A 24,828-nucleotide genomic window follows, 5' to 3' on the forward strand; every position below is an offset into this window, starting at 1 on the left:
TAAAAAAATGGGGGAAATTGATTTGAGCAAGCAATGGCCAGATGCCGATAGCATCATTGTTCTAGATTACGGTAGTCAATACAATCAATTGATTACACGTCGTATCAGAGATATTGGTATCTACTCTGAATTATTACCAAATACTATTACTGCTGAAGAAGTTAAAGAAATCAATCCTAAAGGTATTATCCTTTCTGGTGGACCAATGAGTGTCTACGATGAAGGTGCCTTTTCAATCGACCAAGACATTTACAAGCTAGGAATTCCTATCTTGGGTATTTGTTATGGTATGCAATTGATGGCTTATAACCTTGGCGGTAAAGTCGAATCAGCTAATAACCGTGAATATGGTCGTGCTGATATCGAAATTACGAAAAAGAATTCTGCATTATTCGAAGACTTACCTGAAAAGCAATACGTTTGGATGAGTCACGGTGACCTCGTTAAAGAAGCTCCAACAGGCTTTGAAGTCGTTGCTACAAGTAAGAATGCACCTATCTCATCAATCGCTGACGACAAGCGCAAGATGTACGGTGTACAATTCCATACTGAAGTTAGAAATACTGAATATGGAATGGATATCTTGAAGAACTTTGCTTTTGATATCTGTGGTGCCCAAGCCAACTGGTCAATGGATGATTTCATTGATCAACAAATTCAAAAGATTCGTGATACTGTCGGTGACAAGAAGGTTCTTCTTGGACTATCAGGTGGTGTTGACTCTTCTGTTGTTGGTGTCTTGCTTCATAAAGCCATTGGAACACAATTGACAAGTATCTTCGTTGACCACGGTCTACTACGTAAGAACGAAGCTGATCAAGTTATGGATAGCTTGGCAGGCAAGTTTGGTTTAAACATCATCAAAGTTGACGCTAAGGATAGATTCCTCAGCAAACTTGCTGGTGTGACTGACCCTGAAAAGAAACGTAAGATTATTGGTAACGAATTTATCCAAGTGTTCAACGATGAAGCTCAAAAGCTTAAGGGCATTGATTTCTTAGCTCAAGGAACACTTTATACAGACGTTATCGAAAGTGGTACAAGTACTGCTCAAACAATTAAGTCTCACCATAACGTTGGTGGACTTCCTAAGGACATGCACTTCAAGTTGATTGAACCATTACGTACTTTGTTCAAGGATGAGACACGTCAATTAGGTGAAAAACTTGGCATTCCTCACGAATTAGTATGGCGTCAACCATTCCCAGGACCAGGTCTTGGAATTCGTGTAATCGGTGAAGTAACCGATGAAAAACTAAAAATCGTTCGTGACAGTGATTGGGTCCTACGTGACGAAATCGCAAAGAATGGACTAGACGAAAAAATTTGGCAATACTTCACAGTCTTGCCAGGTATTCGTTCAGTTGGTGTCATGGGTGATGGCAGAACTTACGATTATACAATCGGAATTCGTGCCGTTACATCTATCGACGGAATGACAGCCGACTTCGCAAAGATTCCATGGGATGTATTACAAAAAATCTCAGTTAGAATCGTAAACGAAGTAGACCACGTCAACCGCGTAGTCTATGATATTACCTCTAAGCCGCCCGCAACTATTGAGTGGGAATAATGAACATTATGTTAATTAGAAATGGAAAGACGATATATCAACGTTTCGACTACGATGATTCGACTTCAAAAGTACTAAAATAACATGATTATTTGCCACAGAAGATGAAAGCACTCAGTAAAACTGGGTGCTTTTTTTTAGCAATTAATTTAAAATTCAAGAACGAAAATCAAAATATTTGTAAGCTCTATATAAATTAATCTTAACTGATGGGAATTCCCGATTCCTTTATTATGTAATAATGACAGAAATAAAATGTGGGGGGAAAATGGTGGTTACAATCTATCGTTTAAGAAGGTTTGAAAAAGATAACTAACTTGTCGATATTCCGATTGTAAATTGATAATCATATAGATATTGCGGTTAATTTTTGGCGTGATGGGGATGGCTGCAATATCTTTGGTTTTACTATTTTTAAAAACTTCTAATGAAATGAAGCCCTTGGCAATATTTGCTTTAGCTAATTGACAGACAACATCTACTTGAGAATTTGCACCGACCTTATTAATGCTGACATTGTTCTTTTTAAGCTCATTATGAACTGCTTTGTATAATCCCGACCGATAGCTAGGTAATAAAATATTCTGATTTGCTAATTGGGTTAAAGAAATAGTGGAGTTGATACTTAAGGGATCTCGCTTGTTTAAAATCAGGCAAAGTGGACTAGAAGAGATTAAAGATTCTTTGACTTGTTGGGAATTAAATAGTTGATGATTGTCTTTAGTAACAAAAATAATGTCTAGTTTGTTCCGACTAAATTGCTTAATTAAATTTTCTGAGACATCAATTGTAAATTCAATTTTAATTTCTGGGTATAATTTTCGGAATTCATTAATTAGATATTGAATCTTGGTATATCCAAAAGTTCCTAAAACCCCAATCCTAATAAATGTCGCTTGTTCATTTTTAAAAGTATTTTTAATCGTTTTCAGTTGTTCAAACTCTTTTTCAACACGAATTGCCTGGTTGAAGAATTCATGTCCGGCGTATGTAATGGTTAATGGGCGGCCTTTATGTCGCAAAAACAGTTTAAAGCCCAGTTCTTTTTCTAATTTGGTGACTTGTTCAGATAAAGATGGTTGAGAGAGGTAAAGGTTTCTTGCCGCTTCTGTAAAATTATGAGATTTTGCTACTTCCAGTGCATACTTAATTTGTTTAATATCCATGATAGGAATCTCCTATAATATATATTTAAACTATATATTTTACTTATATAGTATGGCTACTACAATAAAATGTAAATGATCATAATAATTCAGAAATATGCGGGAGGTAATCCGATGAAGAGAAATCTTAATTATGATGTAGTAATAGTAGGCGGGGGCGCTGCTGGGATTAGCGCCGCACTGGCGGCTTCAAAAATTAATCAAAAAGTATTATTAATTGAACGAGATCCCTCTTTTGGTGGTGCAGGAGTAAATTCACAAGTTGCTTCCTATTGTGGCTTTTATACCAGGGGACAAAAACCGGATCTTGTTGCTGGCGGAATTGGTAAGTTAGTCTTAGATAAGATGAAAGAGGCTGGGATCAATACCACAGCTGTTCCATCAAAATCAACGGGTAACGTTTCCATTAAATTTGATCCGGAAAAAATGAAAATAATTTTTGACGATCTACTGAGTAAGTCGAATGCTGATTTCTTATTACATGCTTCTGTTATTGGAGCAAGAGTTGAAGAAGGCAAGATCAGTACTGTGATCTGTTCCGATGATGATGGATTATTTACTGTTCATGGTAAAGAGTTTATCGATGCTAGTGGTAACGGTAACTTACTTCATGCGGCCGGACTGAAAACTAATTGGGGCGATAAAGATGGGAATGCACAACAGGCCTCCTTATCATTTAGAATTGATAATCTTCCTCAGCACGCTATTGGCATGGCGGATATAGAACAGGCTGTCAGAAAGGGTAAGAAAGCTGGAATTAAGCATTTGACTCAAGAAAGAGGCGTATTTCTTAAAGAGCCTGAAGCCAGTTACGCATTTTTAGCGGCGCCGAGCATTAAGATTGATAGTCTCGATAGCAAAAATATGACTAAGTACGAAATGAAGCTACGAAAACAAGTTCAAGCTTACTTTAAAGTGATTAAGAAATATATTGCAGGTTGTGAAAATGCTATTTTAACTTTTTCGGGACCAAAAATTGGTATTAGAGAAGCACGTAGGATGATAGGCGAGGTCGAATTAAAAAACGAAGATATTCTCAATGCGACGAAGCGGTCTGATAGCATTGGGAGAGCTGCCTGGAGTTTAGAGCTTCACCATGTTAATAATCAACTGGAATATGTTTGTATCCCTGATAATGAATATGCCAGCATTCCGTTAGGCTGCTTAAAAGCAAAGGGAATAGAAAATTTGTGGGGTGCAGGCCGGCTGATTTCAGCGGATCATTTGGCACAAGCCTCGATCAGAGTAATGGGAACAGGCTTTATTACTGGTCAAGCTGCTGGTGTAGCGGCGGCATTAGCAATTAATGGACGAACGAGTGTTGAAGAAGTTAGAAAAGAACTAGTGGCACAGGGGGCGTTACTGTAGAGGCATATGTTCAGGAGGAACATTCACTATATAAGGTAGGCTTTTACTGGTTCGATATAGGTTTTATTGAAAAGTAGAACCTCATCAAGAATTTCATTTAAGACGTCAGTCAAATTGTCATAATGCAGGTAAAAAGTTGAACGGGTGATCCTAGCTTCGCGACAAAATTCGGCAACGTTGATTTGATTGTATGATTTTTGCTCAATCAACTTCAAAAAAGCATCTTTGATAGCGCTGATTATGAAAATAGTCCTGCGGTCAGTTTTTCGTTCATTTTTCATAAAAGTCCTCCACACATTTTAAAATCAAAAAATTAAGGACACTTTTGCGGAAGCGTTCTTAATTTTTTGATTTATTTCAGGTATTTTTTAAATGAGTAAAAGACACTGTGTATTGAATTGCACAACATGTCACTTAATTATTTAAAGGAGGAAGCACAATGAATCAACCAATAACATCCGCCAAGAAGTTGATAGACGATATCGATCAAGTCTTAGACGATGTTCGTGGGGAATTAAATGGCTGATTTAACTGGTGCTTGAGAAACGGTAATGCTAATATTAAATTGATTATATAATTTGGAGGGACTACCATGAAATATCGCAGATTCGGGAAAACTAACTTTGACGTTAGTGAAGTATCGCTAGGTACTTGGCAACTAGGCTCTAAATGGGGTGACCCTTTCAGTGAGAAGGATGCTCAAGCTACTTTGGAAGAAGCTTTCGACCAAGGTGTCAACTTCTTCGATACGGCTGATGTCTATCAAGATGGCGAAAGTCAACGTGCTATTGCTAAATTCTTGAAAGGTAAAGAGGACAAAGTCTTCATTTCGACTAAAATCGGTCGGAGAATGGATCCTCATGTTGTCAGTGGCTACACTGAAGCAAACATCATCAAATATGTCGACGACTGTTTGAAAAATCTTGATGTTGACGCACTAGACAACGTCTTGCTTCACTGTCCACCAACACCAGTTTTCTATAATCCAGAACCATTTTTCGCTTTGGACAAGTTGAAAAAAGAAGGTAAAACCAAGAATTACGGTGTTTCAGTCGAGAAAATCGAAGAGGGAATGAAGGCTCTCGACTACGACATTTCATCAGTCGAGATTATTTACAATATGTTCCGCCTTCGTCCAGCTGAAAACTTCTTCAAGATGGCTAAAGAACATGACGTCGGCATTATCGCCCGTGTCCCATTAGCTAGCGGTTTGTTGACAGGCAAATATAACCTGAACACGACATTTGGTCAAAATGATCACCGAACAACTAATCGTCACGGGGAAGAATTCGATGCTGGGGAAACCTTCTCAGGCGTCGATTATGCCACTGGAGTTAAAGCAGCGGACGAATTGAAACAACGATAAGGTGCCGGGGACAAATTGGCGGCTATGGCATTACGTTATATCTTGATGTCAGATGCTGTCAGCACAGTTATCCCAGGTGCATCAAAACCTGAGCAGATCGAACGTAACGTTGTAGCTGCCGACTATCCGGCCTTCACTCATGAACAAATGGGTATCGTTGAAGATGTTTACGATAAGTACATTAAGAACCCAGTTCATTACAAATGGTAAAAAAAGAGACAGCCTACATATGGCTGTCTCTTTTCGTTCATATTCCTGCTAATAAAAATTTGTTTATAATTCAAAGTCTACTTAGAAAGCTATACCAATAACTACTGTCCTGGGTAGAATTGTTTCAAATTGAAGTTATGAGTATGCAGCAATCGAAGCAGATTAAGTTTAAATGAAAAAGGGTATTTAAAACGAAATCGTCGACGTATAAGATTGAAATTTTTTAATGTGTGGTTGTGTGTTAATTGTGATAACGGAAAATTGTTAGATACGAAGTCGTGAAGAAAACCCTCCCGTTGGATTACTCCAACCAGGAGGGTTCACTTCATCGACGAGTTCTAAAATATTTTTATTAGCACGAATAATTTCAGCTTTTAATCGTCACTCATGCTGTCTTTCTAGTACGTAGAGCGGCAACTAAAAAGATTATTGCAAATACTATAAACGCTAGTAATAAGATGAAAGCATACATGGAGCCACGTGCAGTATTAACTGCCATGGTCCCAATAGGCCGATCTTGTTGCAAGGTGATTATAGCTGATACAAGTGATGTTCCTGTAGCACCGGCGAATTGTTGCAACGTTGTGAAAGCAGCATTTCCGTCTGCTTGATGAAAGACAGACAACTGTGCAAGTCCACTGGTCATGGTATTGGCCATGACGATTCCTACTCCGACCATCAAAAACGCGTAAATCAGAAGTATCGCTTGCCCACTTAGTACTAAACCAAAGGCACTAAACAAGATCATTGCAATCAAGACTATCGCTGCACCACTTAAAACTGCACGGGCCTCTCCAAAGATATCCATGAACCTGCCACCAAATGGAGCAAGCAGTGCTCCAATCGCAGCACCAGGTAAAACGAAGAATCCTGCTAGTAATGCACTTTTTCCATCCACAAGCTGGATATAATTTGGCAAAATAAAAGATAATCCTAAGACAATGCTTTGTATTAGAAAGAAAGCTAATATATGCCAGTTGAAAGACCAGTTTTTAAAAATAGACAAATTTATTAGAGGTCGCTTTGAATGACTGGTCTGATATACGAAACATACAAGACCCAGTAACCCAATAAGCAACCAACCAATAAACTGAATCGGCTTAGAGTCAATAATAGATAAGTTATTGAAAGCTAATGTCAAACCGACGAAAGTAAGAATAATTGCCACCCAGCCAAAGAAATCGAATCCTTTTTTTTCGGTATCATGAGCTTGTCCAATTGAAAAAAAGCCAAGGATAAATGAAATTACCAGTAGCGGCAATAAAAGGATGAAAATCCAATGCCAACCTAGGCTATTGAGAACTATCCCACCCAATGTAGGTCCAAGTGCTGGAGCAATTGCAGTAATCAGCGTCCCAACGCCAATTAGAGTAGCTTTACGATTTTCAGGAGCCCAATCTAAGATGATATTGAACATCAAAGGGAGAGCAATACCAGTACCGACACCTTGAAGGATTCGTCCAGAAAGTAAGATACTGAAAGTTGGTGCTATCGAATCTATTACAAGTCCAATGATAAATAGTAGATTAGCTGTGATAAACAAAGATCTAGTTTTGAAGCGACGCTTCAAAAATGCAGAGATTGGAACAAAAATTGAAACAATCAGAATGTAGGCTGTTGTCATCCACTGTACTGTTGCAGTGTTGATGTGAAACTCCTTCATCAGAACAGGAAATATAATATTCATCGCTGTTTCAACGATGACCCCACTAAACGAGAGTAATCCTGCCGCAAATATTGCAGGAAAAAGTTTCGTTTCGTTTTGGTTGGTCATTTATAAATCACTCCTTAAAAAAATAGTTCGTATATGAACTAGTTTTATATTCTAACATAGACTTATATGAAATGGTAGTGAGGTATTAATTGATTTAAAATAGATCAAAATTTATAATATTGTTTAGTTAGTATACGAACTTGGAGGATTATAAATGAAAAATTCACTTGGGGTGATGCTTAAACAAGCTAACAACGCTCTGGCACGAGATGTTGATCACTTTGCTAAAACTATTGGCCTAACCGGAATGCAGATTTATGCAATTAATTTCATCTCAGATAACGAAGAACGTGATATTTTCCAACGCGACCTCGAGCATGAGTTCAATATCCGCAAAGCAACTGCTTCTGACTTAGTCTCTAAAATGGTAAAAAATGATTTACTGATTAGAGTTCCGGCATTACACGATGCGAGATACAAGCGTCTATTGCTGACAGCAAAATCGCGACGTTTGGAAAATCAAATAGAAAAATTTTTTGAAAAAAGTGAACAACGTCTACACGAGTTGTTGCTTAATAATTTTGATTCGGTATATCAAGGATTATCACAGATACCCGAGGTATTTTCGGATCCAACCAGTGAGCATCTTTCTAATGAAACAGAATGTAAATGAGATAGCAAAATAAAGAAGCAACCATATGGTCGCTTCTTTTTGTGTCTTAAAGTGTTTTGATAAAAAAACCGTCCATCGCACCGCTATGGTCGCTATTTTTGATGGGACCAGCAAGCTTTTGGTAACCAGACTTAATATAGACGTGTATAGCAGCCTTCAAGTTGTGATGAGTTTCTAAATAAAGTTGCTTATAGCCAGCCTTTTTAGCAAAATCTTCAACTAAAGCAATCAGCCTGTAGCTTAGCCCAAATCCTTGGGCACTAGAGTCTAGATAAATTTTCTGAAGTTCAGCGATACCATTATCCAAATCGAATTCAGCACAGCCAGCACCGCCAACGACTTTTCCTTGGTCGTTTTCGACTACGAAATAGGCGCGATTGTCTTGAGCATCGTAGAATTCGTTCAATTTGTCTAAATTGCTATCGAAATAAGCAGTCCCAGGGATGTCGAGACCAAAATGCTTTAAATCAGTTTGCAAGATATGTTTGATAACTTGGTTGTCTTTAGGTTTAATTGGACGTATGTTCATAGGCTGGACCCTCTTTTGTATGATTGATTTCATATCATAGCACAAAGAATAATTTTTTATAATCAGTTTACTGTATAATTTAGCTGTTAATTACAATAAGTTTCGTACTGGGGAGAATAAATTGTCTTATACATATACGAGAACAGAACTTGAAAAATCGATAGTTTTAGCATTGAGAACTCTTGGAGGTTCAGCTTCAAGAAAAGATATCAGAAAAGAAATGGCTAATAGTGGATATGAAGGGCTAACATATAATGATGTTTTTGGATTTAAAGTGTCAAAGAATGGTAACAAGTACATTCCATTTATGTTTGACTTCAATTTCGGTATTCAAAATTTAAACCATATTGGATATGTAGAAAAACCGGTCCGTAATAGTGATATTGTACTTACTGATGCAGGGCTGAATGACGACTTGAAAAATTTTCCAACAGCAGAACAGCAAGATAAAATAGATTCTTATTGGAATAAAAAACATGAAGAATACAAGTTAAGAAAAAATTCATCAGAAACTGATGAAAATTCCACTGAAGATGAAGTAATAGACTTTTCTGCTGATTCTTCAGATCAAGAGGATACGGCAGAAACTAAATGGAAGACTGAACTCCTTAATCAGTTAATGCAATTTGATCCTGGAAAATTTGAGAGTTTCTCGAGACTATTGATTTCCAAAATGGGTGTGACAATCGATAAAGAACGAGGAGTAATGCAATCAGGAGACCATGGTATCGATGGTTTTGGATATTTCACATCTGATGAGTTTAGAACTAGTCGTGTTGCTATTCAATGCAAAAGATACACTAAAGGTTCTGTTTCGGAACCTGAGATCGATAGATTTAAAGGTGTCATGGACAGTTTTAATGCTGAATATGGAATATTTGTCACTACTAGTTCATTTACTGATAAAGCTAAAAAGAAAGCCACTCAAGGTACTAACACGGTAACTTTGATCAACGGACAAGACTTAGCTGATTTGGTTGAAAAATATCAACTGCATATTACGCCGGTTACGATTTATACGCTCGATGATTATTATTATTAAAAATAAAATCCAAGCAGATTACTTTGCGGGTTTAGTAGTCGCTCTAGTGATAGCGATTCAACACACCAATTATCACGCCCATTATCCTTTGGAGGATAGAAGTAAATGGTAAAAGAAATGGTTAATTTTAAAGATCTTAAAGCATTAGGGCTACCTGACTCTCAAGCTAGGAGAGTCATTAGAGAAGCAAAAAATGTTTTTGTATCACGTGGGCTAGGCTTTTATAATGGAAAAAGAGTTGGTCTTGTACCTGTTTCAGTGGTTAGTGAAATCTTAGGGATTTCGTTCCCCGAAGTTGAAGAGCAAAGGGAAAAATAAAAATGAAGCGTACAAGATATATGAATGTTTACAAAGATAAAGATGCCAATGGTAAACCTTTTATTAGTGCACGTGTAGCTCATAATGAGGCAATAAAGGTTAAGAACGATGCTTTGGAATATTTTCATTAAAAAATTTGGAAATAAAGTTCTTAATGATATTGATATCATGGATTGCGAAGCATTTAGAACATGACTTTTGACTGATATTGGTTATACGAATGGTTACAGCAGTATGATTTATATTGCATTTAGGCAGTCTCTAGACTATGTAGTATCACTAGGAATTCTGCATAGTAATGTTTCTAAACGAACAAAAACAATTCCAAAGGTAAAGCTACAGTCAAGTATTGGGCTAAATCCGATTTTGAGAGAGCTATTTAGCAAATTTGTATGGATAGTTATTATGAACGTTTTCCGTTTATAATGATTTGGTTGTACTTTATGACTGGTATGCGTGTTAGTGAAGGATTAGCTTTAACTTTAAAAAATGGTAAATTAAACGTTTATCATAATTTGTTTTTGAAGAGTAAGAAGGAGTATGAAATTCATTCTTACACTAAAACTAGTAATGGTAAGCGAAAATTATCATTTGATGCTGATACTGTTAGGTTTCTGAAAAATTGGAAAAGAGATCAAGCTAGGCATGGAGTTAAGAAATTTGTTATTTCGTATGATGATACTCCGATGATTCGTTCCACTGTTAATAGGATTGTTAAAATATGCCAAGTTGGCAGGTGTACCGGAGATAGATGTTAAGGGATTGCGTCACAGTCATGTAATATAATGCAGATGTGTTGACTGTTTCTAGGAGATTGGGACATCCAAGCCCAGGCATAACTCTGAAGTATTACTCCCATCTCTGGAATAGAAACGATGATGGATTAGCAAAAATGATGACTGGAAATATTAAGCTTGATTTTTCTGATATAACGAAGGTTAGTTTTAATGGAAATCAAGTGGTAAGTTCTAAAAACGTTCAATAAGTTCGTGTATGCCAAAAGTATGCCAAATATGGATGTGCATACTACAAACATTGATATAAAAGTGTTTGTAATGTTTTATACTTATTGAGTGGGAATAATATTTTGTAGAAAATATAAGAGCATCTCTGATTTTATTCAGAGGTGCTCTTTTTGTGGTTCGATAAATACACCAATTTTAAAATTTTGATTATATTTCTAAATTTGTAGAGTATAATCAAATTAATTATAAGTTTTTAAGGATTTTTTACTGGTAAGTGGAGAAAGACAGCCTCCTAAAAAAGGGGATGGTTTGGAATAATTAAAGTAATTAATAGTAGTGGTGATTTGTATAAATATTATTGAGGAGAAGGAAATACATAATGAATAACAACGGTGATTTAAAGAAAAAAGGGAAATCTTCAACTGAAAAGGTTATTATTGGACTTTTAGTAATAGCAATATTCGTTGCATTAAAAATTGGTCTTGGTAATTTAAATTTTTTTAATCCTATGCCTTCAGGATTATCAAATACGGATAAAATCATGACCTATTTGGGAGAGAATAAAAAGAGTAATGAGCAAATTTCTATGACGTCGATGATGTCCCAGCTAAATTATAGCAACTATAGAGATATACAGGAAAGACTGCAAACCGATCCAGTTATTTTTGTGATGAAAAATAAAGATACTGGTAGATATGTCTTCAAGTATAAGGATCATTATGTTTATTTAATTAAGGAAATAACAGACTTTTACCAGGACGATTCTTATAAATATATCTATTTTGTAGCTAGTATCAAAAAGAGTTCTGATGGCAAGCAGTATGTGAAAGAAGTAAACACTAAGAAATATGATGATAGTAATGCAAAAGAAACAGATGGTTATTCTATACAAGATTACAATAATTATTATGGAACTGATGATAATTAATATTTATACTTTGTATAGTTGTTAAAAGAAAATATTTTCCGACTTTTATGAAAACGTTTTCAAATTTTGGTTGAACTGATGATATACTGTAACCGTAAACAATGATGTAAATTGCTAGTTTGTATGTAATGTATTAAATAGGGCTTGGGTATTATTTCTATGTAAAATTAGTGATTCTTAGCCATCTACATCATATAAATTTACTATGGGGAGGGGAAATGGAATAGTAAAAGTACATTTGTGATTTGAATGAATCTTGAGGATGAATCATGATAATAACATTCATTTTCTAATTAAGTAAATAAAAAAGGGGAGTTAGAAAGAATGAATTTTAAAAAGAAGCGTCTTAATAAAGCATTAGAAGACAAAATTTATCGTGTTAAACTTGTACATTCAAAAAAGGGTTGGTTAGCTGTAGGATTAACTTTTATAACTCTATTTAGTGCTACTATGTTAAGTCAAAAGACTGTTGATGCATCAGCGGTTAATAATGTTGCCATTGCTAATTCAACTACAAGTAGCTCAGTTCAACTTTGGAATAATGTTACTAATAATGAAATTCACAAAGCTAATAGAGGACTTGCCAATGGTACAGCGTGGAAAACCGCTAAAGCCGTTAAGGGCGTTGATGGAGAAACATATCTACTTGTAGGTGTCAATGAATATGCTGATGCTAAACAAATGGATTTGTCTGATGAAACATCATCACAAAATTTAACAGGTGTTTTACGTACTAGTTCTAGTAAATCAATTATAAGATTGTACACGAACCCATTAGCAGAAAATGGTGCCCAACTTATTACAAATCGTGGATTGGCTAAAAATACAGATTGGAAGACTGATATAAAAGTTGTTGCAAATGGGGAAACATATTATCGTGTTGCTACTAATGAATGGGTTAAAGCTAGCGATGCCTATTTGGTAGGTGAATCATCCAGAAGCAATAAGGCATATACAAAGAATGCACCAGATGAAAATACAAATAGTAATTCAAATAGTTCAAATAATAATGGTGGTTCTACTCCAGAACCAGTGCAACAATCTACGATAACAACTAAGTATGTAGATGAAGACGGTAACGAAGTTGCCGATGCAAAGACTGAAAAAGCCAATAAAGGAGAGAAATATACTGCCAATTCAATTACAGTAGATGGATATACTTTAGATGGAGAAAGCAGCCAAACGATTGACTCAGTATCAGGCGATGCAACGTTGACTTTCAAATATACTAAGGATTCGGAACCAGTTGAATAATTTAATAATTATGATTGATAATTATTTAATATGATTTGCTAAAATTTATATAAAGATACATCGTATAAATTTTTGTAAAATCGGGAAATGAAGAAATTGATATCTATTTGAATTTTACTTCAAAGGATAGATTAATCCCTTAAGAGGTGATTTATTAGTACTTTGTCCAAATCGTATTAATTAATAATTTGAGTTTATCAAGTATCCTCATTGAGGGTACTTTTTTATGTGTAGATCAAAATTTATTCTCTTAATAAAATGGTCAAAATTTCTAAATCTATAGGAATTTATTTATTTTCCAAAAATGCCCTCAAGATTACCATTGGAATATGGTAATAAGCAACTATATTTTTCTATAATGTTGTAATGGCAATACTTCCATATCCATTTACGATGAACGATTAATTGATAATTGTCATTTAAATCAATAGATACAGTTTTAATGGCTTGTCATTCTGAAAGGCTGTACTGATGTATAAAGTGTTCAATTATTGTCTTAAATAGTCTGTTGTGTATATCTGCATCAATAACTATAAATGTAAAAGGATTTTTACTGAACGGAATTCATCGAAACAAATATTTTCAGGTAAATGTTCACATTTATATAGAGTCTTCGTATTACCATACAAAATCTTGCCTACAGTACTGGTCGAAATACCAATAATCTTAGTCGTGGAAAAGATTCTGTGTTTAACTTGTTTAGTCATTGTATGATTTTTGATCAATAAGTCACTGTGGGCACCGTAGGTGCCTCCACAGTTCCTACACAAAAATCGTTGCTTCTTAATTACTAAATGATATTCAACACCATTAAAACTAGCCAGTCTTGCATTAGTAATTCTTTTACTATTTTTAACTAGTAGGTTCATTCCACCTTGAGGACATCTATGTAAGGTGTAAAATAATTGGGCGTTCACAATTCTTATGCGTTTTATAATTCTACGTTTTTTTTATTTTGACATCTTTTACTGAAATAATTTTTATATTATTGTCTTTTATATCTAATGTACATAGTATAAAATTGCTTTGGGATATCATGTTCACCCCTGTTTGGTTTGGTTGCTTAAATCTTAATATGAGAACAGTGATGTTCTTTTCTACCATTAGTCAATAGAGAACCTGATATTGTTGGGTTCTCTTTTTTGATATTATGATATTAGGTAAGGGTCAGAGGATTCAAGGTATTGATATTTGAAAATTAGAATTCACTAAATAAAGCCTCATATATTATATTTTTTTATGAGGTGGTAAAATGATAAGTGAGAGATGATTAATGTTCGCCCGAGAACATTTTTGTATCATACATCTCATTGTTTAAAACTAGATGATATATCGTCTTTATAAGATGATGTATAGCAGATATGACAATCTTCTTGGTTCCTTTGGAACCTGAAGATTGTCTTTTTCTCTTATAAACTAAATTGATGTTTGTTGGGATCATTTTTGAAGCCGATATGATATTTAATATTGCTTTAAAAAGGATTTTACGAGCGTAAGCATTGCCACGCTTTCGTATGTGTTCTCCAGCTGTATAGTTACCAGATTCGTAATGAATAAGATCTATTCCTACGAATGCATTGATGGCATTTGAGCTATAAAACCTTCTGATATCTCCCCATTCGGCAGTCAAACAGACTGCCGTTTTGATTCCAATCCCTGGAATGCTTATTAGTATTTTTATTTCTGGTAGATTTTTAGATAGTTCAGCCATTTCACTGATCAATTGAGATTTCAAATGACTGATACGTTGAACCTCATGTGCATGATATCTTGCTTCTCTAATTTCATAATCAACATTGGTCATTAAAAAAGATTCTTTTGCCAGTTCGATTAATCGGCTGGCAATACGTTGAGAACGACCAACTCCCATATTTTTTGGAGTTGACTGTAATACTACTTTGGACAAGGTATAAATATCGTATTTCTTAACAAAATCAGATGATGGAAATTTTTGTACAAGATTCCAATATAGATTTCCATTAGTGGAACTTAAGAGATTTTCTATTTCTGGGAATGTAATTGAAAGTATTTTATGTAGACGATCCTTTTCACGGACAATGTCTTCATTTTGTTCTTGATAAAACCGTTCTAATGGATGTAGTTTTGAATAAATTGGGTCAGACAGTTCAGTAGGGTCATAATGATGCATGGACATCGCTTTAGCGAGTCCAGGAGCATCAAGAGAATCAGTTTTATTATGTCTAAAACTATCCATGTCCTTCTTTGCACGTAAAGGATTGATCCTTGTGAATCGATAATTTTCATGTAATAAATAATTTTTCAAACTTCTGGAATAAACTCCAGTAGATTCAAAGATTATTGATGGTTCTTTAAAAGGATTCAGCTCCTTGGCAAGGGTCTCAAATCCCTTGGCATTATTATTTATTTTGAATTGCTTTACAGGTTTTCCATCTACCAAAATAGCTATATTAGACGTAGTTTTACTAACATCGATCCCAAATATGAACTCCATAAATATCGCTCCTATTAAAGTTTTATTCACTCTGGATACACTTATTTCAATTTTCAATACCCGGCATCTAGGCCAACAGACTTCGAACGGAATTAAAGTGAATCCTGTGAAGTTGCCAGTTTTTTTTACGACATCATGTGCCAAAGAGCCATTCGACTTTTATCAACTTCACTCTCATTTTACTTTCGAAAAGTAAAATGAGGAATCACGATTCCGTCGAATCATGATTCCTCATAAATGTTAGTCTGTTTTTTTATCTAAAAGAGAATAAAAACTGGTGTTGATTTATTCATCAACATCAGAAAATTTAAAATCATTTTTCTATGTCATATAAAAAATATTATTATTCACATTTTTTTGGGGGGGATGTATTGATTTAAAATTATTTATTAGCGTCTACTTTGTAAATTCTTCAGCGACATAAAGAGTTCCATCTTGTGCATAATATGAGCCAATTCCAACTTTAGTGAATTTTGGTCTCATTAGGTTGACATAATGATTTTCTGTACCAGATTCTCCCTTGTAATTATCCATTACGACATATGCATAGTGTTCTGGAGTTTGCACTGATAATTGGTTCCAAGGTGTCCCAAAGAGGTTTTCACCATAATATGTTGATGTATTACCAACTTGTTTCAAAACAGTTTGTGCGTTTGTTCCGTCTGGACGGGTGTGACTAAATAGTTCACTGACTTCTTTTGCACGAATTGAAGCAGCTTGCATCAACGATGAATCTTCAGTCAATGCTTCTTCACCATTTGAAGTTCTTTCTTTGTTGATTGAATTGAGAACAGCCGTATTTACTGCTGATATATTAGGTGTAGATGTTTCTTGTTGACTTGAACTACCTGAATTATTGTCATTGGTTCCAGTTGATGTATTTCCACTGTTGTTTGAATTGTTATTTGATGACGAATCAGAGTCATTAATGCCAAAGTCAGCGATATATTGCTTAGAGCCCTTGTCGCTGTTTAAAATTACATTGAATGAACCTTTGATATATTCGTGAGTCGATACTTGAAAGAAAGTGTCGCCATTTTTATTAGTAATAATCTTGCCGACTTTCCAAGCAGTGCCTTGTTGCAAAGCACGGTTAGAATTGCTATTAGTAGCGTCGTTATAAAGAGCTTGATCATGGTCGATGACATGAACGACGATGCCAGTATCTTGGCTAGTTTCTCCGTTCAATGATGAATCAGCTGCTCTTAAGTATTCATTCGTGGCAACTTGATACATTGTTTGATTATTGATAGTTAAGATTTTTCCAACTACCCATGGTGAATTAGGTGCGAGAGCCCGATTGGTGACTTTTTCGCCTTGTTCAGTATAAAGTTGAGCAACTGAACCTGAGTGAACCGTTGCGACGGTGGCAGCTTTTGCATCATTTTGATTAAACAATAATGTCCCCGTTGTAGCCATTGCTAGTGCAGCAATGATACCTGCAGATTTTGAGATTGAAAGTTTCATAATTAATTTTCCTCCCTATATGTTGACTAATATTTGTCGACATTATTTATAAAATTAATTTTGTTTTGAAACAGGATTCATTTTGATTGTACGACCTTTTTGGAGGTAAGGGGAATCATATTTGAAAAATTAATATATTTTTTTATGTCATTATACAAAAAAGAACATCTCTGATTAAACTCAGGGATGTTCTTTTATTTTCCATTGAATCTGTCATATCCAGCACTAGTAAATTGATTGAGTAATTTCAATTCATGATACCAAGATTCATCTTTTATAAAGTGATGCCGTTTATTAATAGCAAATGATCCATGGATGGAATATGAGAAAAGAGCTTCTGCTTCTGATTTGCTAAATCCTGTTCGCTTTTGAATCTCAGGGATGATTGTAGGTTTTTCGTGCGTGATTATCCGCCCAATAATATAATCACTCAGGCTGGGATCCATTAGAAGTTTTTGATATTTGGGAGAGCCGGCAACTCGTTGACAAGCTGGGATAAGTGATTCATTTTCTTTAAAAGTATCTACAGTTGATTCGTTATCAGTTTTTGAAGACTCGTCGGATTCATTTGTAAAAAGCAGCGCATCATCTAAGACCGTATTTAACACATCAGTCAAATCATCAAAATGCAGATAAAAGGTTGACCGATTTATTGATGCCTGTCGACATAGTTGAGCAACATTTATTTGTGAGTAAGGTTCTTTATCGATTAACTCAAGAAAGGATTCTTTAATTACATTGATTGTATAGATTGTACGGCGGTCAGTTTTACGATTATTCATTTATAAAACTCCTCAACAGATTTTCAAAATTGTTTATAAGCATAAAAAATAAGAAAAAGTGTGCTTAACTTCATTTCAAAAGTTAGCTACATTATAAACAATTCGATACATAGTGTATCAGATTATACAGTATATTGATAATTTTTAGGAGGAAAAATGAATCCAGAAATAAAAAAGGCCCAAGAATTGCTTTTTGAGAGTGATGCAATCTTAATTACTGCAAGTAATGGGCTGTCAATCACAGAAGGATACAACATTTTTGCGGACGACAAGAATTTCCGAGCTTATTTTAATGAATTTAAGGCTCTTTATGGAATCAGCAGCGTGGTTCAAGGCGTATATGCGGAGTTGTCGCAAACTGAACATGATATTTTCATGAAGAAAGTCCATAAATATTTGATTGATGATTATCAACCAAATCCAATTTTTGATGATATTAAAAAAATAGTTACAGATAAAGATTATTTCATAGTTACTTCCAACGCAGATACGCATTTTCAACTGAATGGATTTGACCCTAAGCATATTTGGGAAGTTGAAGGTAATTTAGATGGCATGGATATGAGAAGTAAAGAATGGAATCAACAACAACAATTTTGTCAGAGTTTTACTAGAAATAATGAAAATAAGAAATTAGTTCAATTAGAGCTTGGTATTGGATCGCATAACCAAATGATTAAAGAGCCAATGATGGAAATGGTTGATAGCCATCCCAAGTGGTCATATATCACTTTAAATTTACCAAATGAAATTAGAGTAGCACCAGAAATAGCTGATCGGTCGGTTCCATTAGCTGGTGACATTAAGCAAACTTTGAGCAATTTATTGAAAGAGGATTAAGAAATGAATTCAACGTTTTATGAACAATTAGTAATGAGGACACAGGAAAATTTTTCACGGTACTATAGTATTTACGCAAGTGGAAGAACTCCTATCAAGTTAACGGAAAAACCTGCTTTGCCATACAAGGAACAAATTAAAATCATGGCTGAAAAAATCAAAGAAGCAGACCACATTGTTATTGGTGGTGCCTCTGGATTGTCAGCCGCTGGTGGTGGAGATTTTTATTACAAGGATAACGAGTCGTTTAGAAAGTTATTTGGTAAATTTGCGAAGAAGTATGGTTTTGATGGAGCTGCCGCAGGTTGGTCTTATCCTTATAAAACACGTGAAGAATATTGGGGCTATTTAGCAACTTTTCTTTACACGACTCAACATGCCGACATCCAAAAGCCATATTTGGATTTGCAAAAGATTTTAAAGGGTAAAGATTATTATGTTTTGACAACTAATCAAGATACCCAAGCAGCTAAAGCTTTTCCGGAAGATCGAGTATCGCAAATTCAAGGTGACCACCGCTTTTTCCAATGTTCCAATCTATGTAACGATGAAGTTTGGGATGCTGTAAAGCCGGTTGAAAAGATGATTGAGGCCATGGGTGATGGGACTGAAATACCAACTGAATTGATTCCTAGATGCCCTAACTGTGGTGCAGAAGCATTTCCATGGACTAGAGGTTTTGGAAACTTTTTAGAGGGTAAGAGATACCAACAAGAATACAAGAAGGTTTCTGATGATATTTTGTCTCATTTGCATGATGACAAATTGTTATTTATTGAATTAGGCGTTGGTCGTGTATCACCAATGTTTATTCAAGAACCATTTTGGGCTTTAACAGCTAGTCTTGATGGAGCTTATGATGTCATGATTAATCGTGATTTCCAATTCTTGCCTGAAGAACTTGAGAACAAAGGGCAAGCTATTAAGGGGGATATTGCTCAAGCTTTAGATGATGTTTTGGTTGAGATGAATAAATAGAATCGTTTTTAGAAAAATTTAAATAAGAAAATCCACTTTTTACTTAATATTTGGTCTGTTTTGAGTAGAAGGTGGATTTTTTATATTGAAATAGATTGGTGACTCAATAAAGATCTAAATAAGGTTTTCCAATATTTCGAGCATTATAATCTGATAGATACATATCATAGATTTGATTACATATTTCCCAATTTTCACCAGTCCATGGAATATGTTTATCTGGTATTAATAAAGAAACCTTGATTGGTCTGGTAATGCCATAATCCAATGTTATTGATTTATTAATATCAGGGCGAAAGCCTTGATATCCTTTAGTATAACTAGCAATGCGGCCGTTGAACTGGACAACATCACCAATCTTTAGAATTCCCAGAGATTTGAAACCCTTGGTTAGGTTGAACCATAAATGATCAGCTACATTTAATTTTTTGTTATCAGTAAGTAATTCAATGTTAGTTAATAAAAGTGTTGGGACAGCATGATTTTTACGATAATCTTTGTATTTGAAACCATATTTTTTGAATCGCCCGTTGAAAGTGAATCGTTGTTCATTTCCTAATTCAGCTAACTTAGTACGTTGCTTTTGAGACATAAAAATAACCTCCATAATTTATTAAAATAAATTACGAAGGGTATCGATGTTTTTCAATATATTATTTACGTAGTTTATTCCTAATAGCAACCAATTTTTGTACTTTACTAACTTTTAAAGCTCTACCTAGAATTAATTTGAGTGTTAAATATTGACAGTAAATAAAGGAAAATCATATACTTAAATTACCTAAAAGGTAATATGTGTGTGATGAACTGGAGTAATTATGCAGATTGATTTTAAAAATAAACGTGTTGAAAAGCAGTGTAGATCACTGGTTAAGGCAAAAAAAGATTTTCCTGAAAAAATTGCAATAAAATTATTAAAGTTAATAAATTTCGTTGAATTAGCAGATAATTTAGAATCAGTTATAAATAATCCGGTTTATCATTTTCATAAATTAAAGGGTGACCTAAAAGGACTTTATTCAATGGATATTGATGGCAGGTCTAAGCCATATCGTCTAATTGTAAAATTTGATGGTTATGAACCAGACCAAGTTTTTCATGGATCTATATTAATTGAAAGAATACAGATTGAGGAGGTAAGTAAACATTATGAGTAAGGAAGTTGCTTATAAAGATTTAATTGCTTTTCATCCTGGATCATATGTAGAAGATATTATTAATGAATTGAATATGACGCAAGAAGAATTTTCTAAAAGACTGGGCGTCTCTGCAAAAACAATTAGTAAGATTATTAGCGGTAAAGAGAGTATAAGTAAAGATATTGCTAATAAATTGGCGAAGATGACTGGAATCTCGGTTAAGACGTGGTTTAATTTACAAGAGAAATATGATTTAGAAGTAATTAAAATAAAAAATCAGCAAAATGAAGATAAAGAAATAGAAGTTGTTAATCAAATTGATTTTGGTTATTTTAAGAGAAATAATTTAGTTGATAATCAGAGATATTCTGTTAAAGAAAAAATTGAGTCTCTTAGAAAATTACTTAAATTGTCGAATTTGACTATTTTAGAAAAATTTAATTCAGTTGTAAGTTATAGAAATTCGAAAGATTTTGCTACTAAATCAATTATTAATTCTAATGTGATGCTGGAATTAGCAATAAATAAAGCAAGAAATGTTACAGATAATAAATATGATAAAGTAAAACTAAAAAAATACTTACCAGATATAAGGGAAATGTCGTTAGAACGTCCTGAATCATTTTATAAAAATTTGAAGAAAATATTGTTGGATTGTGGAATTGTTTTAATTCCATTGGCTAAACTACCTAATTCAAATTTAAATGGTGCTACGAAAAAGTTTAGAAATGGTAGTGTCTTATTATTGATTACTGATAAAAATAAGTGGTCAGATATTTTTTGGTTCTCTCTGGTTCATGAACTAGGTCATATTTATTATGGTGATTTTTATTCGGATTCCGAAAAAGGTAAAGAATACGAAAATAAGGAACAAAAAGCAGATAAATTCGCGTTAGATTTTTTCATACCGCAAAATCAGTATGATGATTTTGTTCAAGGAAATGATTTTAGTTATGATTCTGTAAAGAAATTTGCTGAACAACTGAAGATTTCACCTAGTATAATTGTTGGAAGACTTCAATATGATAAGTATATTGGATATCAAAGTTTAAATGGACTTAGAGAGAGTTATTTTATAAAAATGGATGATGAAGATTGAGCCTTTTTTAAAAGTGAATACTACGAAAAAAGTATATCTATATTAGATATACTTTTTTGCAATTTAGTCATTTAAATTAAATCATTATCCAAGCAATAGTGATAAATACCATCTTCAGTCACATCACCAATAACTTCATCAGCTATTTCTTTCACTTCAGCTGAAGCATTGCCCATAGCTAAACCGTGACCAACGGCATTCAACATTTCAATGTCATTATTACCATCACCAAAGGCCATGGCTTGTGATTTATCCAGTCCATAATATTTTAGGATTTCAGCAATTCCGGTTCCTTTACCGCTACTTGTAGGAATAATATCGATGGCTCGGTCCCACCAAGCAGTGATTTTAGAAGCTGTAGTATTCTGTATTATTTTTTCATAATCTTTTTTTCTAGCACCCATCATTAATTGGAAAATATCCGTATTTTCAATTGTCTGGTTAAAATCTTTTGACACAACAACTTCTTGGTTAGCAAATGAGAAGTATTCGACTAAATCATCGTCTGTTCCATTTGTAATAATGCTGTCACTTGTGGCAATTGCGACAGGACGACCTAATTCTTTACCATTATTAACTATTTGTTCGACGTCTTTTGTAGGGATGGGATTTTTATAGATACTCTCAGTTTGGTTAAAGCAATATGATCCATTGAAAGTTAGAAAAGTATCGAAAGTCAAATTCTCAAAATGAGGTAAGGCAATTGGACTTCGACCAGTTGCAATGCAGATAATAATATTCTGTTTTTTTAACCGTTTGAGTGTTTCTAAAGTTTTTTCCGAAATCTGTTTTTTATTCATGTCAATCAGGGTTCCATCGATATCAAAAAAGATGATTTTTATATTATTCATAGACATCACTTTCTCCAAGATTAATTTAAAAGTTATTGAATGGGAAATAATTTATCTAGTGTTACTAATACGCCATCGTCATCATTTGATGGGCAGACATAATTTGCAATATCCTTTACTTCTTGTGAAGCGTTATCCATGGCGTAACCTCTTCCACAATATTTCAACATTTCGATATCATTATTTCCGTCGCCAAAAGCAGCACATTGTTCAGAAGTTATATTCCAACGTTTGACCAATCTCTTCAAGCCTGATGCTTTATGACAACCTGGAACTATCAAGTCAATTGATCCATGACCACTGCCAGTTGGCACGAGTAGCCCTTTTAATTCTTCATTAAATAGTTCAGTATAATAGTCAGTTTTTTCTACGGGAACGGTAGGGGCAAATTTCAAAATCGTATCGTCAACTTGGGCAAAGTCATCGACCCATTGCAGTCTAGGGTAATATTTATTGGTCAATTCATAGAAATCATCACTCACTGTTCCTCTTTCACAATAAGCACTGTGCAAGCCACACATTACATTGTTAATTTCGGGATGTTTTTTACATAGACTAAGAGTTTTTAAAATAGCTTCTCTGGAAATATTTGCAGTGAAGACTACATCTTCTTTATCTTTTACGAGAGCTCCATTTTCGGCAACAAAATTCAGTTCATTATAATAGTCAGGAAAATGAGAAATCAATTGGTAATATTGATTCCCACTAGCTACGACAAATCCACAGCCAGCTTCTTTCATTCGGGCTAAGGCCTGCTTAAATCTGTGAACATCATACGTATAATTGCTACGCATAAAGGTGCCATCGATGTCGACAGCAACTAATTTAATGTTATAAGGATTATTATTCATTATCGTCTCTCCATTCATATTTTCATTAGTACAGAAGCTATAAAGCGCTTACCGAAATTCTTAGTTAGTATACCATATGTGATTTTTTACATGATATTAAGGGCAATTATTTTAAAATGTGAGATTAACGCTATCTTGACATTTAAAAATAAACTCCATTATTATGAAATCGTGTTCAAAAATGGAGGAATTTGTATGAAAAAAATTGTTGTAAATGGTGTTGATGGTAATTTTGGTAAATTAGTAGCGGGATATGTTCAAAAACTAATTCCCAAAGAGAATTTAGTTTTCACTGCTCCTAGAGCCGATAAATTGGAAGAATATTCGAAACAAGGTATTAAGACAGCTGTCGCTGATTTCAATAAACCAGAAAGTTTAGTTTCAGCTTATAGCAATGCTGACAAAGTATTGTTGATTTCCATGCCTTTTGTCGGCAAGAAACGTCGTCAAGCACATAATAATTTTGTCGAGGCTTGCGTCAAAGCACATGTCGGTCAAGTTATCTACACTTCCGTGTTGTCAGCTGGTAATCCTTTCAATCCAAGTGTAGAAAACGCTGATCATGGTTATACGGAATCGATTATTCAAAATACAGATTTGGATTATATTTTCTTGCGTAACTCATTGTTTGCCGAAGCATTTATCTCAGATTATATGAGAGCGGTTAATAATAAGGAAGATAGCATCGAAAAGAACATGGGTGACGGTAAAGTTTACTTTATTTCAAGACGTGATGCCGCTTTGAGTGCAGCTTGTGCGTTGAATAATGATTTATTGCATCGAGCTGTCTTGAATATCAATGGCAGTGAACCATTCACTTATCAAAAGTTTTTAGACGTTGGTAACGAAGTAACTGGCAACCAAATTAAATATGTTAAGAAAACTGATCAAGAGCTTTACGATTACTTTGATAGTATCGGCGTTCCTCGAGATACAAATGGAGATTTTTCTAAGAGTCCAATTCAAGCAACATCAGAAGGGATGGTTACTTTTGGAACAACCGTGACACAGGGATATTTAGATGTTCCAGTCAGTGACTTCAGTAAATTAACAGGACATCAACCAATAACTGTTAAGCATATGTTCGAACATAAAGAAGACTACTTATTAGGTGATCGTCATTCAACCGAAAAATAAAATATTTTAGAATTTTAAAAAGCCTTGCCTCAATTGGCAGGGCTTTTATTATGCAATCTTATAGGAAGGAAAAGGTAAATTGATAAAGCTCTCACAATTACGAAT

At 34.4% G+C, this 24,828-nt stretch carries 25 protein-coding genes and 1 pseudogene; 15 read left to right on the forward strand and 11 right to left on the reverse strand.

Annotated features, from left to right (window positions below):
- The first annotated feature begins 7 nt into the window (after nt 1–7).
- Entirely contained in the window at nt 8–1,573 is a 1,566-nt protein-coding gene (guaA, locus tag FHL06_RS02750) for a glutamine-hydrolyzing GMP synthase (RefSeq protein ID WP_153384718.1), read from the forward strand.
- A gap of 275 nt (nt 1,574–1,848) precedes the next feature.
- Here guaA and FHL06_RS02755 read toward each other — a convergent pair whose 3' ends face one another.
- On the reverse strand, nt 1,849–2,739 hold the full coding sequence (locus tag FHL06_RS02755; RefSeq protein ID WP_153384719.1) for a LysR family transcriptional regulator: 891 nt from the start codon (nt 2,737–2,739) through the stop codon (nt 1,849–1,851).
- A gap of 114 nt (nt 2,740–2,853) precedes the next feature.
- Here FHL06_RS02755 and FHL06_RS02760 point away from each other — a divergent pair, with 114 nt between their 5' ends.
- Nucleotides 2,854–4,107 (forward strand): FAD-dependent oxidoreductase, encoded by a 1,254-nt coding sequence (locus FHL06_RS02760; RefSeq protein ID WP_162000275.1) that lies wholly within the window; start codon nt 2,854–2,856, stop codon nt 4,105–4,107.
- A gap of 26 nt (nt 4,108–4,133) precedes the next feature.
- Here the strand turns inward: FHL06_RS02760 and FHL06_RS02765 are convergent, their stop codons facing one another.
- Complete coding sequence (locus tag FHL06_RS02765) at nt 4,134–4,388, reverse strand: TetR/AcrR family transcriptional regulator (protein ID WP_153384721.1); 255 nt, start codon at nt 4,386–4,388, stop codon at nt 4,134–4,136.
- Between the two features lie 311 nt (nt 4,389–4,699).
- On the opposite strand from FHL06_RS02765, the pseudogene FHL06_RS02770 reads away from it, so the two are divergent.
- Nucleotides 4,700–5,683: pseudogene (locus FHL06_RS02770) on the forward strand (aldo/keto reductase).
- Between the two features lie 385 nt (nt 5,684–6,068).
- Here FHL06_RS02770 and FHL06_RS02775 read toward each other — a convergent pair.
- The gene (locus FHL06_RS02775) at nt 6,069–7,457 is read right to left on the reverse strand and encodes an MFS transporter (protein ID WP_153384722.1); all 1,389 of its coding nucleotides are present in this window, start codon (nt 7,455–7,457) and stop codon (nt 6,069–6,071) included.
- Between the two features lie 154 nt (nt 7,458–7,611).
- Here FHL06_RS02775 and FHL06_RS02780 point away from each other — a divergent pair, with 154 nt between their 5' ends.
- Entirely contained in the window at nt 7,612–8,070 is a 459-nt protein-coding gene (locus FHL06_RS02780; RefSeq protein WP_153384723.1) for a MarR family winged helix-turn-helix transcriptional regulator, read from the forward strand.
- Nucleotides 8,071–8,116: 46 nt separating this feature from the next.
- Here the strand turns inward: FHL06_RS02780 and FHL06_RS02785 are convergent, their stop codons facing one another.
- The gene (locus tag FHL06_RS02785; protein WP_153384724.1) at nt 8,117–8,599 is read right to left on the reverse strand and encodes a GNAT family N-acetyltransferase; all 483 of its coding nucleotides are present in this window, start codon (nt 8,597–8,599) and stop codon (nt 8,117–8,119) included.
- Between the two features lie 121 nt (nt 8,600–8,720).
- Between FHL06_RS02785 and FHL06_RS02790 the strand changes: the two genes are divergently transcribed.
- The 6 genes from FHL06_RS02790 to FHL06_RS02810 all read left to right on the forward strand — a co-directional run bounded on the left by FHL06_RS02790 (nt 8,721) and on the right by FHL06_RS02810 (nt 13,106).
- The gene (locus FHL06_RS02790; RefSeq protein ID WP_153384725.1) at nt 8,721–9,641 is read left to right on the forward strand and encodes a restriction endonuclease; all 921 of its coding nucleotides are present in this window, start codon (nt 8,721–8,723) and stop codon (nt 9,639–9,641) included.
- Between the two features lie 105 nt (nt 9,642–9,746).
- Entirely contained in the window at nt 9,747–9,959 is a 213-nt protein-coding gene (locus FHL06_RS02795) for a DUF3173 family protein (protein ID WP_153384726.1), read from the forward strand.
- Nucleotides 9,960–9,961: 2 nt separating this feature from the next.
- Nucleotides 9,962–10,090 carry a hypothetical protein gene (locus FHL06_RS14895; RefSeq protein WP_272950438.1) on the forward strand — a complete coding sequence of 43 codons (129 nt, stop codon included), beginning with the start codon at nt 9,962–9,964 and terminating at the stop codon, nt 10,088–10,090.
- A gap of 312 nt (nt 10,091–10,402) precedes the next feature.
- A complete protein-coding gene (locus FHL06_RS14640) occupies nt 10,403–10,717 on the forward strand; it encodes a site-specific integrase (protein WP_238333948.1) in 315 nt (104 codons plus the stop codon).
- A gap of 586 nt (nt 10,718–11,303) precedes the next feature.
- The gene (locus FHL06_RS02805) at nt 11,304–11,852 is read left to right on the forward strand and encodes a hypothetical protein (RefSeq protein ID WP_153384727.1); all 549 of its coding nucleotides are present in this window, start codon (nt 11,304–11,306) and stop codon (nt 11,850–11,852) included.
- Nucleotides 11,853–12,176: 324 nt separating this feature from the next.
- Nucleotides 12,177–13,106, forward strand: coding sequence for a MucBP domain-containing protein (locus tag FHL06_RS02810; RefSeq protein ID WP_153384728.1), 930 nt, complete (start codon nt 12,177–12,179; stop codon nt 13,104–13,106).
- A gap of 530 nt (nt 13,107–13,636) precedes the next feature.
- Here FHL06_RS02810 and FHL06_RS02815 read toward each other — a convergent pair.
- The 4 genes from FHL06_RS02815 to FHL06_RS02830 form a co-directional block, all read right to left on the reverse strand.
- Nucleotides 13,637–13,975 carry a transposase family protein gene (locus FHL06_RS02815; RefSeq protein ID WP_153384729.1) on the reverse strand — a complete coding sequence of 113 codons (339 nt, stop codon included), beginning with the start codon at nt 13,973–13,975 and terminating at the stop codon, nt 13,637–13,639.
- A gap of 401 nt (nt 13,976–14,376) precedes the next feature.
- Nucleotides 14,377–15,579, reverse strand: coding sequence for an IS110 family RNA-guided transposase (locus FHL06_RS02820; RefSeq protein WP_153384730.1), 1,203 nt, complete (start codon nt 15,577–15,579; stop codon nt 14,377–14,379).
- 396 nt (nt 15,580–15,975) lie between these two features.
- Complete coding sequence (locus FHL06_RS02825) at nt 15,976–17,046, reverse strand: CAP domain-containing protein (protein WP_153384731.1); 1,071 nt, start codon at nt 17,044–17,046, stop codon at nt 15,976–15,978.
- A 194-nt stretch (nt 17,047–17,240) separates the two neighbouring features.
- A complete protein-coding gene (locus FHL06_RS02830) occupies nt 17,241–17,828 on the reverse strand; it encodes a TetR/AcrR family transcriptional regulator (RefSeq protein WP_153384732.1) in 588 nt (195 codons plus the stop codon).
- 156 nt (nt 17,829–17,984) lie between these two features.
- Here FHL06_RS02830 and FHL06_RS02835 point away from each other — a divergent pair, with 156 nt between their 5' ends.
- A complete protein-coding gene (locus FHL06_RS02835) occupies nt 17,985–18,668 on the forward strand; it encodes an SIR2 family NAD-dependent protein deacylase (RefSeq protein WP_153384733.1) in 684 nt (227 codons plus the stop codon).
- A gap of 3 nt (nt 18,669–18,671) precedes the next feature.
- Complete coding sequence (locus FHL06_RS02840; RefSeq protein WP_153384734.1) at nt 18,672–19,646, forward strand: SIR2 family NAD-dependent protein deacylase; 975 nt, start codon at nt 18,672–18,674, stop codon at nt 19,644–19,646.
- 103 nt (nt 19,647–19,749) lie between these two features.
- Here FHL06_RS02840 and FHL06_RS02845 read toward each other — a convergent pair whose 3' ends face one another.
- The gene (locus FHL06_RS02845) at nt 19,750–20,238 is read right to left on the reverse strand and encodes a hypothetical protein (protein ID WP_153384735.1); all 489 of its coding nucleotides are present in this window, start codon (nt 20,236–20,238) and stop codon (nt 19,750–19,752) included.
- Nucleotides 20,239–20,464: 226 nt separating this feature from the next.
- Between FHL06_RS02845 and FHL06_RS02850 the strand changes: the two genes are divergently transcribed.
- The gene (locus FHL06_RS02850; protein WP_153384736.1) at nt 20,465–20,803 is read left to right on the forward strand and encodes a type II toxin-antitoxin system RelE/ParE family toxin; all 339 of its coding nucleotides are present in this window, start codon (nt 20,465–20,467) and stop codon (nt 20,801–20,803) included.
- The gene (locus FHL06_RS02855) at nt 20,793–21,884 is read left to right on the forward strand and encodes a HigA family addiction module antitoxin (RefSeq protein WP_162000230.1); all 1,092 of its coding nucleotides are present in this window, start codon (nt 20,793–20,795) and stop codon (nt 21,882–21,884) included. The genes FHL06_RS02850 and FHL06_RS02855 overlap by 11 nt, the downstream gene beginning before the upstream one ends.
- A gap of 71 nt (nt 21,885–21,955) precedes the next feature.
- Here FHL06_RS02855 and FHL06_RS02860 read toward each other — a convergent pair whose 3' ends face one another.
- On the reverse strand, nt 21,956–22,735 hold the full coding sequence (locus FHL06_RS02860; protein WP_153384738.1) for a Cof-type HAD-IIB family hydrolase: 780 nt from the start codon (nt 22,733–22,735) through the stop codon (nt 21,956–21,958).
- 32 nt (nt 22,736–22,767) lie between these two features.
- Nucleotides 22,768–23,586: a Cof-type HAD-IIB family hydrolase gene (locus FHL06_RS02865; RefSeq protein WP_153384739.1), complete on the reverse strand. Its 819-nt coding sequence runs from the start codon at nt 23,584–23,586 to the stop codon at nt 22,768–22,770.
- Nucleotides 23,587–23,781: 195 nt separating this feature from the next.
- Between FHL06_RS02865 and FHL06_RS02870 the strand changes: the two genes are divergently transcribed.
- Nucleotides 23,782–24,723, forward strand: a complete 942-nt coding sequence (locus FHL06_RS02870) for an NAD(P)H-binding protein (RefSeq protein WP_153384740.1) — start codon at nt 23,782–23,784, stop codon at nt 24,721–24,723.
- Nucleotides 24,724–24,828: the final 105 nt, after the last annotated feature.

Source organism: Companilactobacillus halodurans (genome assembly GCF_009600985.1).
Lineage (GTDB): Bacteria > Bacillota > Bacilli > Lactobacillales > Lactobacillaceae > Companilactobacillus > Companilactobacillus halodurans.